Raw genomic sequence first — 11350 nt, 5'->3', positions numbered from 1 at the left:
CATCGGACGGCCGGAAGGCTCCGACGGGGCCCGCAGCGAACCACGCATACGTAGACAGTCTTCTCGGGAGGTACCGGTGTCCGGCCAGCGCAACAATCCCCCACCCGTCCCACCACGCAGGTCGGGGATGCCAGCGCGCTCCGAGTCCGGCGGGCATGCGCCGCGGTCCATCCCGCCGCGCGCGGCACCGCCGGCCGGTGGCCAGCCGCCGCAGGCCATCCCCCCGGGCCGTCCGGTCCGGGCGAGCGCGGGTCCGGTACGCCCGAGCCCCGTGCGCACTGCCCCTCGCCCCCCTGCCGGTGGCGGACGGGGCGGCGGCACCCCGCCGCGTGCGCTGGCCTCCGGCGGACGGGGCGGCGGCGGGAACATCCGCATCCGCAAGGGCCGTGTCTTCGGCCTGGTCGCCGTGCTGGTGGTGCTGGCGGTGCTCGCCTGGCCGATCGGACTCCTGATCTGGGCGAACGGCAAGATCCAGCACGTCGAGGCGCTGTCCGACGCGTCGGGCACGCCGGGCACGACCTACCTGCTCGCGGGCTCGGACGCGCGCGGCAGCGGCGGCATCGACGACTCGACGAGCGGCGCCCGCACCGACACGATCATGCTGCTGCACAAGCCGCGGTCGGGGCCGGTGGCCCTCATCTCGATCCCGCGGGACACCTACGCGGAGATCCCCGGCGTGGGCGGCGACAAGATCAACGCCGCGTACTCGTACGGCGGTGCGCCGCTGCTGGTGCAGACGGTGGAGCAGCTCAGCGGCCTGACCATCGACCACTACGCGGAGGTCGGGTTCGGTGGCATCGAGGGCGTCGTGGACGCAGTCGGCGGCGTGCGGCTGTGCTACCCCGACGACGTGCACGACGTGAAGTCGAAGCTCAAGTGGAAGGCCGGCTGCCACGTGGCGGACGGCAAGACGGCCATCGCGTTCTCGCGCATGCGCTACGCGGACCCGACGGGCGACATCGGCCGTACCGAGCGTCAGCAGCAGCTCATCGGCGCCGTCGGCAAGAAGGTCGCCGACCCGGGGGTCCTGCTCAACCCGGCCACCCAGGTGGGCCTCGCCGACGCCGGTCTGGCGACCGTCGTGACCGACACCGACTCGGGCATCATCGATCTCGCCATGCTGGGGCTCGCGTTCCGTTCCGCGAACGGCGACGACGGTGTGACCGGCACCCCGCCGATCGCCACCATCGGCTACCGCACCCCCTCAGGCGCCTCGGCGGTGCTGCTCGACGAGAACCAGGTGGGCGAGTTCTGGGCCAAGGTCCGCGACGGCGACTACGAGGCCGGCCAGAAGGTCGGCGGCATGCCGGGCTGACCCGGCCGCCGGTGATGGCAAGGGACCGAACTCGACGAGTTCGGTCCCTTGCCATGAGATCGGTCAATCAACTGACCGATCTCATCCCATCGGACCGATCTCATCGGCCGCATGGGACAAGACCTGGGCGCGGAGCCGCTCGCCCTTGGCGTGCGCCACCTCACTCAGCTCCGTCTGGAACGCCTCCATGCGCTCCCGCAGGGCCGCCGCATCGGAACCCTCGCCCGACGCAAGGATCCGCGCCGCGAGCAGGCCCGCGTTCCGCGCCCCGCCGATCGACACGGTGGCGACGGGCACACCGGCCGGCATCTGCACGATCGACAGCAGGGAGTCCATGCCGTCCAGGTACTTCAGCGGCACCGGCACCCCGATCACCGGCAGCGGCGTCACCGACGCCAGCATCCCGGGCAGGTGCGCGGCCCCGCCGGCGCCCGCGATGATCACGCGCAGACCGCGGCCGGCGGCCTGCCGCCCGTAGTCGATCATCTCGGTGGGCATGCGGTGCGCCGAGACCACGTCGACCTCGACGGGCACGTCGAACTCGCCCAGCACCTCGGCTGCCGCCTGCATGACGGGCCAGTCGGAGTCCGAACCCATCACGATGCCGACCTGCGGGTTGCTGCTCATGCGTTGCTCGCCTCTTCCTCGAAGGTGGATTCACCGCGCAGCAGGGCCGCCGCAGCGACGGCCCGACGCCGGACGTCGTCCAGGTCGGTGCCGCTCACGTTCACGTGGCCCAGCTTGCGGCCCGGCCGGACGCCCTTGCCGTACAGGTTGACGCGCGCCTCGGGGAACGCGCCGAGCACGTCCGGCAGTGCGTCGGTGAGCTCGGTCAGCGTGGAGCCCAGCACGTTCGCCATGACGGTCCAGTCCGCCGTCGGCTCGGTGGCGCCCAGCGGGAGGTCCAGGACGGCCCGCAGATGCTGCTCGAACTGGCTGGTCACGGCGCCGTCGATGGTCCAGTGCCCGCTGTTGTGCGGTCGCATCGCGAGCTCGTTGACCAGGACGGTCGACGCCCCGTCCGGCCCGGCGACCTCGAACAGCTCGACCGCGAGCACGCCGGTGACGTCGAGCCCCTCGGCCACGGTCGTGGCGATCTCACGCGCGCGGGCGTCGAGCTCGGCCGACAGCCCGGGAGCCGGCGCGATCACCTCGGCGCACACGCCGTCGCGCTGCACCGACTCCACGACGGGCCACGCCCGCACCTCGCCCGACGGCCGCCGAGCCACCAGGGCGGCCAGCTCGCGCACGAACGGCACCTTCTCCTCGACGAGCAGCTGCGGCCCGCCGTCCGCGACCCCAGCGAGCCAGTCGTCGACGTCGTCCGGGGACGAGACCACGCGGACGCCCTTGCCGTCGTAGCCGCCGCGGGAGGTCTTGACGACGGCGGTGCCGCCCACCTCCTCGAGGAAGGCGGCCAGGGCGGCCCGTCCCTCGTCCGGGGACGACGCCGGCAGCGGCGCCCACCGCGGGCACGGCACGCCCAGGTCGGTGAGCCGGCGCCGCATCACGATCTTGTCCTGCGCCTGCACCAGCGCGTGCGGGCCGGGGCGTACCGGCGTCCCGTGCTCGATGAGGTCGGTGAGCAGGTCGTTCGGCACGTGCTCGTGCTCGAACGTCAGCACGGAGGCCGACGGGCCGGCGTCGGGCGCGATGAGCGAGCGGATCGCCGCCTCGTCGGACGCCACGCCCACGGGTGTGTCGGTCACCACCTGCGCCGCCGACGAGGCCGGGTCCTCCACCAGGACACGCAGCCGGATGCCCAGCTCACCGGCGGCCGGCGCCATCATGCGGGCCAGCTGCCCGCCCCCGACCACCGCGACGACGGGCGGTCCCGCCGGGGACGGGGCGGCGCCGGACGGCTCACCAGAGGACGAAGGCCGGTCGGCCGGGACGGAATCGAGTGTTGCGCTCACGTCGGTGAAGCCTACCGGCGGCCGCGGCCCTTCCTCTGGCCGAAGCTGGAGATCTTCGACCCCACCGGGAGCACCTGGTGCGGGTCGAGCGTCTTGGGCACGCCCGACAGGAACACCGAGAACACCGGTGGGGTGCGCTTCGTGAGCTGGAGGTTGCCGCCGTCGGCCGCGACGAGGTCCCGCGCCAGAGCCAGGCCGAGGCCGGTCCCCGCGCCGGACGTGACGCCGCGCTCGAAGATCTTGCCCTGCATGTCCTCGGGCACGCCCTCGCCCTCGTCCGTGACCTCGATGGCCATGGCGCCCCGCTGACCCTCACGGATCCGCAGGCTGGTGGTTCCACCGCCGTGCTTGAGCGAGTTCTCCAGGAGCGTGGACAGCACCTGGGCGAGCGCACCGGGCGTGGCCAGGACGCGGGCACCGCCCGAGTCCTCGACGTTCAGGTGACGGCCGGCGCGTTCGAAGGACTCTCGCCACTCCTCCTCCTGCTGCAGGAAGACGACGGCGACGTCGACGGACTCCGTGGTGCCGCCCTGCGCGCGGCGGGACCGGGCGAGCAGGTCGTCCACCACCCCGACCAGGCGCTCCACCTGCTCGAGCGAGATCCGGGCCTCTTCCTGCACGTCCGGCTCGCTGGAGGTGAACGTGATCTCTTCCAGACGCATCGTCAGCGCCGTGAGCGGGGTGCGGAGCTGGTGGGAGGCGTCGGACGTGAACTGTCTCTCCACGGCGAGGCGGGCCGCCAGCCGGTCCGAGCTCCGTGCCAGCTCGGCAGCGACGAGGTCGATCTCCTCCACGCCGGACGGGTCCAGGCGCGGACGCACCTGTCCCGCGCCGAGCTGTTCCGCCGACGCCGCGAGATAGACGAAGGGTTGCGCCAGCCGGTTCGCCTGCCAGGCGGCCGTGACGGCACCCGCCGCGAACGCGCCCACGCTGCCGAACACGACGAGCACCACGACGTTGATCGCCTTGATGTACGCCGGCCAGGCCGAGACGGAGACCAGCACGCCCATGACGGGCTGCCCCTCCGAGATGAGCCCCCGCTCGATCGTGGCGCCCGTGACGGGCTCACCCGAGACCAGCTGCTCCCCGTTGGGCTGGTTCACCGTCACATAGGCGACGATGTCCGTCTCCAGCGGTTGTACTGCCCGGTCCAGGACCGACTGGTCGACGAAGCCCTCTTCGGCCGCCGAACGGTTGCGCTCGTAGGAGTTGACGGAGGAAGCCAGCAGGTCCTGCACCCGGGTCTCGACCCGCTGAACTTCCTGGCCGTAGATGTACCGGGCACCGAAGATCGCGAGCGGGATACCCAGGAGCAGGACGGCGACCGCAACCGCGGCGATCGTCGCCTGCAGCACGCGGGCGCGCATCTGGCTAGCTCGCCCCGATCTCGAAGCGGAAACCGAGACCGCGCACGGTCGAGACGTAACGCGGTGCGTTGGCGTCGTCGCCGAGCTTGCGGCGCAGCCAGGACACGTGCATGTCGAGCGTCTTGGTCGAGCCGACCGGGTCGGAGCCCCAGACGTCGCGCATCAGCGTGTCCCGGACGACCACGGAGCCGGCGTTCTGCACGAGGACGCGCAGCAGGTCGAACTCCTTGGTGGTCAGGTGCAGCTCGCGCTCCCCCTGGAAGGCGCGGTGCGCGGAGACGTCGACGCGGACGTCCTGCGCGTGCAGCTCCTCCTCCTCGCCGGTCTCACCGTGGGAACGGCGCAGGAGCGCCCGCACCCGCGCGAGCAGCTCGGCCAGGCGGAAGGGCTTGGTGACGTAGTCGTCGGCGCCGGCGTCGAGACCCACGACGAGGTCGACCTCGTCGGCGCGGGCGGTCAGCACGAGGACGGGGACGGTGAGGCCGTTGGCCCTGATCTCGCGCGCGACATCGAGCCCGTCCATGTCAGGCAGGCCCAGGTCCAGAACGACGATGTCCGCACCAGTCGAGCTCTCGATCGCACCTTTGCCGGTTCCTTGCACGACGACGTCGTATCCCTCACGGGAGAGCGCTCGTGCCAACGGCTCGGCAATGGCCGGGTCGTCCTCGGCTAGGAGTACGTGAGTCATTTCGCCATCGTAGGGCATAACCGACGCTCTGGCGCTACCCGGGCACCCATGGGCCGACCGCCTCCCCGAATCCTTTCGGTAGAGGCGGCCATGGCGCAAGTGCTACCACGGTATGACGCGCTCACGCAACGGTTCGACCTACCCTGACCTGCATGGGTTGGTACGAGAGATGGGCACAGTGGTCGGAGCGGTACCGATTCCTCGTCGACCTCCTCGGAACCCTGCTGCTGGGCCTGTTCACGGTGAGCCTTGCCGCCGAGATCTACATGCCCTACAGCCTCAGCCAGGTCCAGCTCGCCCTGGCCTCCGCCGCGGTGCTCCTGCCGCTGCCGTGGTGCCGCACCCGGCCGGTCGCGTCGTGCATCGCCGTCTTCACCGCCTGCATGCTGCACATCACCGTCCTCGGGGTGCCGGTCGTGCTCCCGACCGACCTCGTCGTGCTGGCCTCGATGTACTGCGTCACGGTGTACGGCCCGCGGTGGTCGCACCTGATGGCGGGCGGGATGGCCGTCGTCGGGTCGGCCGCCGTGGCCATCTCGATGCTGCTCAAGAGCGACTGGCAGACGCCGCTCGGCGTCGTCCCCGTAGGCATCATGATCCTGGTGCTGCTCGCCTGCTCGTTCGCGTTCGGCATGGTCCGCCGGTCGCGGCGCGCCATGCTCCTGGCCATGCGGGACCGTGCGGTACGCCTCGAGATCGAGCGCGACCAGCAGGCACAGATCGCCACCGCCGCGGAGCGCTCCCGGATCGCCCGCGAGATGCACGACATCGTCGCCCACTCCCTGTCTGTCGTCATCGCGCAGGCCGACGGCGGCCGGTACGCCGCCGCAGCCGACCCCGCCGCTGCCCAGCGCTCCCTCGGCACCATCGCGGAGACGGGCCGGGCGGCGCTGGCCGACATGCGCCGCCTGCTCGGGGTGCTGCGGGAGGACGAACCGAGCACCACCACGCCCCTCGGGCTGGTCGGGCCCGCCCAGGCTCCAGCCCGACTCCTGCGGTCGTCGCCTGCCGCGAGCGCCGGACCCGGCCCCGCGCACGCCGCGGCCGGCCAGTGGGACCCCGCACAGGGCGCCGGCGCCCCACCGACGCCGCCGGCCGCCGCGGCGCCCCTGCGACCCCAGCCGGACGCCGCCGACATCGGCGGGTTGGTCGAGCAGGCCCGTGACGACGGTCTCCAGGTCTCGTGGGCGCGGGTGGGCGCCGAGCGGCGGCTGCCGCCCGGCGTCGGGCTCACGCTGTTCCGGGTGTGCCAGGAGTCCCTCACCAACGTGCGCAAGCACGCCGGGCCGCGACCCAAGGTCACCGTGCTGCTGCGCTGGGGAGAGGACGAGGTGGAGCTCCGCGTGGACGACGACGGCCGCGGCCTGGCGGCCGCCGGCACCGCAGGCTCCGACGAGCCCGTGCCGGCCGCCGGATACGGTCTGCTGGGCATGCGCGAACGTGCGGAGATGTTCGGCGGGAAGCTCACGGCCGGACCGCGCAGGGGCGGCGGGTTCTCGGTGCGCTTCGTCGTGCCGATTCCTCGCGCGCCCGAGGACCTCACCGAGCCGGAGCCTGACGCCGGCCCCGCCTCGCCGTCGGGAGACTCGGCGGACACCGCCCCGTCTGCGGACGGCACCGCCCCGGCGGACGCCAGGACCGACCAGCAGAACCAGCAGAACCACCAGGACGAGGAACAGGAAGCTCGATGACCCACGACCCCGGCGCACCCGACCGACCGGTGCGCGTCGCGCTCGTCGACGACCAGCCCCTGGTCCGGGCAGGCCTGCGGATGGTGATCAACTCGCAGCCGGACCTCCGCGTGGTCGTCGAGGCCGACGACGGACGCGACGCGCTGCGCCGGCTGGCCACCACGGTGTCCGACGTCGTGCTCATGGACGTGCGCATGCCCGCGATGGACGGGCTCACCGCCACCCGCGCACTGCTCTCCGACGGCGCCACCGCCGCAGCGGGCGACCCCCGCGTCGTGGTGCTCACCACGTTCGACCTGGACGAGTACGTGCTCGACGCGATCCGGGCCGGGGCCAGCGGCTTCCTGCTCAAGGACGCCCAGCCGGAAGAGCTGCTGACGGCGATCCGCACCGTGCACCAGGGCGATGCGGTGATCGCTCCGTCCTCCACCCGACGGCTCATGGAGCGTCTGGTCACGACGCTGCCCCCCGACGAGGCCGCGGGTCCCCAGGAGGCGCTCGCCGCCCTGACGACGCGCGAGCGCGAGGTGCTGGTGCTCATGGCGCGCGGGCGGTCGAACACGGAGATCGCGTCGGACCTGTTCGTCGCCGAGGCGACCGTCAAGACGCACGTGGGCCGCATCCTGTCGAAGCTCGACGCCCGCGACCGCGTGCAGGCGGTCGTGACGGCCTACGAGACGGGCCTGGTCCGCCCCGGTTCCTGAGCCGGGCACGCGGTAGACCCTCGGACCACGTCCGGTGGTCCGAGGGTCTGACGCGTGCGGACGGACCTACTCGGCGGCGAGCGCCGCCACCGGGTGGGTACGGACCGCCGCCCGGGCCGGCACGACGGAGGCGACCAGCCCGGCCACCAGGGCGACGCCGAGGACGGCCGCGATGTCGGCCCACGGCACGACGAGCGGTACGTCGCCCATGGAGGACAGCGCGGTGGTCGCGCCGGCCCAGCCGTACAGGAGGCCGAGCACCACGCCGAGCACGGCGCCCACACCGGCGATGAGCATGCCCTCGATGGCGAGCATGGTCCGCAGCTGCGCCTTCGAGAGCCCGATGGCTCGCAGCATGGCGTTCTCGCGGGTGCGCTCGATGACGGACAGCGACAGGGTGTTCGCCACGCCGATCAGCGCGATCACCACCGCGACGGCGAGCAGGCCCACCACGATGCCGAGGATCACGTCGATCACCTGCTGGTAGCTCTGGCGCTGGACCACCGCGCCGGCCACCTCCACCACCTCGTCGGTGGTGGCGACGGCGTCCTGGACGGCGGCGACGGTGTCGTTCACGTCCCGGTCGTCCGCGACGGTCGCCCAGATCCGGTTGGGCCGCAGGTCGGGGTAGACGGTGGCGAGGTCCTCCGGCACCACGAACGCGTAGTAGTACTGCGCGTCCACGCCGACGACGTCGAGCGTCGTCGTGCCCCCGGGGCCGGTGAGCTCGAGCTCGTCCCGGTCCTCGAGGCCGTAGCTGCTGGCGACGGTGTCCGGGAGGACGAGCGTCCCGGGCCGCAGCGCGTCGACGTCCTCCGGCGTGTTCACGACGTCGCGCAGCTGGTCGGGAGCCGCGGCGAGCACCGGGACCCACACGTCGTCGTCGGCCGTGGCCACCGAGGCCTCGGTGACGGGTGCCGTGGCGCCCAGCCCGGCGACGCCGGCGACGGCGTCGCCGACCACGTCGGGCATGGCGGCCATCTGCTCGCCGTCGTAGGTGGTGGTCGCGACGTCGACGTCGACGGGGAACTGCGCGTCGAGCTCGTTGTCGAGGGTGGTGCGGGCGCTGGCCGCACCGGTGGTCATCATGCCGACGAGGGTGACGCCGATGAGCAGCGCGGTAGCGGTAGCGGCGGTCCGCCGCGGGTTGCGCAGCGTGTTCGCCGCCGCGAGCCGCGCCGACGGTCCGGCGGCGCCCACGAGCCTGCCGATGCCCGCGGCCACCTTGGGCAGCCAGAACACCGAACCGACGATCACCCCGATCAGGGACACCGACCCACCGCCGACGGCGGCGAGCAGTCCGACATCGATGCGGCCCTGCAGGCCGAGCACCACACCCAGCGCCATCGCGGCGAACCCGCCGACGGTCATGATCGTCGCGAGCACCGCGCGGACCCGTCCGGCGCCCTTGCGCAGGGTCGGGGCGTCGCTGGGCCGCAGGGCGGCCAGCGGCGCGACGCGTGCCGCAGCCCGTGCCGGGGCGAGAGCGGCTGCGAGCGTGACGAGCAGGCCGACCGCGAGCGGGGCGATGAAGACCGGCGCACTCAGGGTGACGGTCTCGGGGAGCGGGACGCCGAGCTCGAAGGCCGGTGCGATCATCAGCCCGGCCTGTACCAGACCCGCGCCCCCGACGATGCCGACCAGGGACGCGAGCACCCCGAGGATCGTGGCCTCCAGGAGCACGCTGCGGTAGAGCTGGCCGGTGCTCGCACCGACGCAGCGCAGCAGTGCGAGGGTGCGGGAACGCTGCGCCACGAGCACCTGGAAGGTGTTGGCGATGACGAGTCCGGCGACGACGAGCGCCACGGCGGCGAAGGTCAGCACGAACACGAGGAAGACCAGGTTCTGCCCACCGGACATGCCGGCCACCACCTGCTCGGCGTGCTCCTCGGTGGTCGTGACGTCCGTCGCGGCGGGCACGGCGTCGGCGAGGGCGGCCCGTACGGTTTCCGTGGCCGCGGGGTCGTCGAGCGCGACGACGATCGTGCCGGTGGTGGGCCCGGACCCGGGGTCGGACTCGTCGGCGAGCCACTGGGTGAGCGTCGGGGCGCTCACGACGGCGGCGCCGCCCATCATGCCGTAGGCGTCGTACGGGTCGTCCACGAGACCGACGAGGGTCAGCTTGTCGACGACCTCCTCGCCCTCGTACGTCTCCGTGCCGTCCTCGAGCGTGGTGGGCTCGGTGTCGGCGACCCAGCGGGACGACGAGACGGCGTCGCCCAGACCGATCCCCAGGCGCATGGCGACGTCCTCGGGGAGCGCGATCTCGCCGTCCGTGGCGGGCAGGTCGCCCTCGGCCACCTGGAGCGGCGTGAGCCGGGGATCCGACGCATCGGCGATCACGCCCTGGAAGATCGACTTCCCACCGTGGTTCAGCTCGGTGTAGACCATCGCCTGGGGGTCGGCGGCGGCGACGCCCTCGACCGCCCGCACGGCCTCGATGTCGGCGTCGGTGAGCGACTCCGCGTCGTCGAAGACCACCAGGTCGGAGTCGGCGAAGCCCGCCGCCACCTGGGCGTACGTCACGCCGGTGATGATGTTGCCGGCGAGCAGCGTGGCCGCGACGAACGCGGTGCCGATGGCGATCGCGATACCCGCCGACGCCAGGCGGCCGGCGCTGCGGCGCATCTGCGCCAGGGTGAGCCGGGCCGCGGGCATGGAGCCGGCCATCAGGCGCCGGCCCCGTCGGTCGTGTCGCCCGGACGGGTGGTGACGGCGGGTTCGAGGGTGCGGAGGGCGTCGAGGCCGGCCATGGCGGATTCGGGGGTGGGGTCGCTGATGTCTCCGGCGATGCGGCCGTCGGCGATCAGGACGACGCGGTCGGCGTAGGCGGCTGCGGAGGGGTCGTGGGTGACCATGATGATGGTGCGGCCGAGCTCGCGCACGGAGCGGCGCAGGAAGGACAGGACCTCGGCGCCGGAGCGGGAGTCGAGGTTGCCGGTGGGTTCGTCGGCGAAGACGACGTCGGGCTGGGCGATCAGGGCGCGGGCGATGGCGACGCGTTGCTGTTGTCCGCCGGAGAGCTCGCCGGGGCGGTGGGTGAGGCGGCCGGTCAGGCCGAGGGTCTCGACGAGGGTGTCGAACCAGGCCTTGTCGACCGTGCCGCCGGCGAGCTCGACGGGCAGGGTGATGTTCTGTTCGGCGGTGAACATCGGCAGGAGGTTGAACTGTTGGAAGACGAAGCCGACGCGGTCGCGGCGGAGGCGGGTGAGGGCTTTGTCGTTCAGGCCGGTGGTCTCGGTGGTGCCGAGGAACGCTTGGCCGCTGGTGGCGGAGTCGAGGCCGGCGAGCAGGTGCATCAGGGTCGACTTGCCGGAGCCGGAGGGGCCCATGATGGCGGTGAAGCGGCCTTGTTCGAAGTCGACGTCCACGCCGTCCAGGGCCTGCACGGTGGCCTCACCCTTGCCATAGGTCTTCGTCAGGCTGCGGGCCCGTACGGCGCGGGCGACGCCGCCCGGCGCAGGGGCCGGCTGGTCCGCCGGGACGTACACGGTGGTGTCCACGAGATTGCTCCTCGAGTCGTCGATGCTGAGTCCTGCGGGCGAGTCGCCGGTGGCGGCTCGCGCCGGACGGCGCAGGCACCTGCTGGTCGCCGCCTGCCGCCCGGAAGTGGTCCGGCCTTCCCTGGGTCATCCCTGGTACGGCCGGCAGAACGAACCTACGGAGCCG

General features: G+C 72.8%; 9 protein-coding genes. 3 read left to right on the top strand and 6 right to left on the bottom strand.

The window, feature by feature from the left end:
* The first annotated feature begins 271 nt into the window (after positions 1–271).
* Positions 272–1315, top strand: a complete 1044-nt coding sequence (locus ACFSL2_RS21495) for an LCP family protein (RefSeq protein ID WP_377199790.1) — start codon at positions 272–274, stop codon at positions 1313–1315.
* Positions 1316–1396: 81 nt separating this feature from the next.
* On the opposite strand, the gene purE is transcribed toward ACFSL2_RS21495, so the two are convergent.
* From purE to ACFSL2_RS21475, 4 genes are read right to left on the bottom strand one after another with little or no spacing between them, the layout of a single operon-like run.
* The gene (gene purE, locus ACFSL2_RS21490) at positions 1397–1942 is read right to left on the bottom strand and encodes a 5-(carboxyamino)imidazole ribonucleotide mutase (protein WP_377199789.1); all 546 of its coding nucleotides are present in this window, start codon (positions 1940–1942) and stop codon (positions 1397–1399) included.
* Entirely contained in the window at positions 1939–3231 is a 1293-nt protein-coding gene (locus ACFSL2_RS21485) for a 5-(carboxyamino)imidazole ribonucleotide synthase (RefSeq protein ID WP_377199788.1), read from the bottom strand. The genes purE and ACFSL2_RS21485 overlap by 4 nt, the downstream gene beginning before the upstream one ends.
* A gap of 11 nt (positions 3232–3242) precedes the next feature.
* On the bottom strand, positions 3243–4598 hold the full coding sequence (locus ACFSL2_RS21480) for a sensor histidine kinase (RefSeq protein WP_377199787.1): 1356 nt from the start codon (positions 4596–4598) through the stop codon (positions 3243–3245).
* Between the two features lie 4 nt (positions 4599–4602).
* Positions 4603–5286, bottom strand: a complete 684-nt coding sequence (locus ACFSL2_RS21475) for a response regulator transcription factor (protein ID WP_357483004.1) — start codon at positions 5284–5286, stop codon at positions 4603–4605.
* A 152-nt stretch (positions 5287–5438) separates the two neighbouring features.
* Here ACFSL2_RS21475 and ACFSL2_RS21470 point away from each other — a divergent pair, with 152 nt between their 5' ends.
* Both ACFSL2_RS21470 and ACFSL2_RS21465 read left to right on the top strand, forming a co-directional pair.
* On the top strand, positions 5439–6977 hold the full coding sequence (locus ACFSL2_RS21470; RefSeq protein ID WP_377199786.1) for a sensor histidine kinase: 1539 nt from the start codon (positions 5439–5441) through the stop codon (positions 6975–6977).
* Positions 6974–7681: a response regulator gene (locus tag ACFSL2_RS21465; protein WP_377199785.1), complete on the top strand. Its 708-nt coding sequence runs from the start codon at positions 6974–6976 to the stop codon at positions 7679–7681. The genes ACFSL2_RS21470 and ACFSL2_RS21465 overlap by 4 nt, the downstream gene beginning before the upstream one ends.
* Positions 7682–7747: 66 nt before the next feature.
* On the opposite strand, the gene ACFSL2_RS21460 is transcribed toward ACFSL2_RS21465, so the two are convergent.
* Together ACFSL2_RS21460 and ACFSL2_RS21455 are read right to left on the bottom strand one after the other, a co-directional pair.
* Positions 7748–10351: an ABC transporter permease gene (locus ACFSL2_RS21460; protein WP_377199784.1), complete on the bottom strand. Its 2604-nt coding sequence runs from the start codon at positions 10349–10351 to the stop codon at positions 7748–7750.
* Positions 10351–11184 (bottom strand): ABC transporter ATP-binding protein, encoded by an 834-nt coding sequence (locus tag ACFSL2_RS21455; protein ID WP_377199783.1) that lies wholly within the window; start codon positions 11182–11184, stop codon positions 10351–10353. The genes ACFSL2_RS21460 and ACFSL2_RS21455 overlap by 1 nt, the downstream gene beginning before the upstream one ends.
* Positions 11185–11350 lie beyond the last annotated feature (166 nt).

The sequence above is a fragment of the Promicromonospora aerolata genome (genome assembly GCF_042682255.1).
GTDB lineage: Bacteria > Actinomycetota > Actinomycetes > Actinomycetales > Cellulomonadaceae > Promicromonospora > Promicromonospora aerolata.
This window is presented reverse-complemented; position numbering and strand designations above follow the sequence as displayed.

Excerpts from the sequence above, each read along its gene's own strand:
- ACFSL2_RS21465 (WP_377199785.1), top strand. The coding sequence starts at position 6,974 with ATGACCCACGACCCCGGCGCACCCGACCGACCGGTGCGCGTCGCGCTC.
- ACFSL2_RS21460 (WP_377199784.1), bottom strand. The coding sequence starts at position 10,351 with ATGGCCGGCTCCATGCCCGCGGCCCGGCTCACCCTGGCGCAGATGCGC.
- purE (WP_377199789.1), bottom strand. The coding sequence starts at position 1,942 with ATGAGCAGCAACCCGCAGGTCGGCATCGTGATGGGTTCGGACTCCGAC.
- ACFSL2_RS21475 (WP_357483004.1), bottom strand. The coding sequence starts at position 5,286 with ATGACTCACGTACTCCTAGCCGAGGACGACCCGGCCATTGCCGAGCCG.
- ACFSL2_RS21480 (WP_377199787.1), bottom strand. The coding sequence starts at position 4,598 with ATGCGCGCCCGCGTGCTGCAGGCGACGATCGCCGCGGTTGCGGTCGCC.
- ACFSL2_RS21470 (WP_377199786.1), top strand. The coding sequence starts at position 5,439 with ATGGGTTGGTACGAGAGATGGGCACAGTGGTCGGAGCGGTACCGATTC.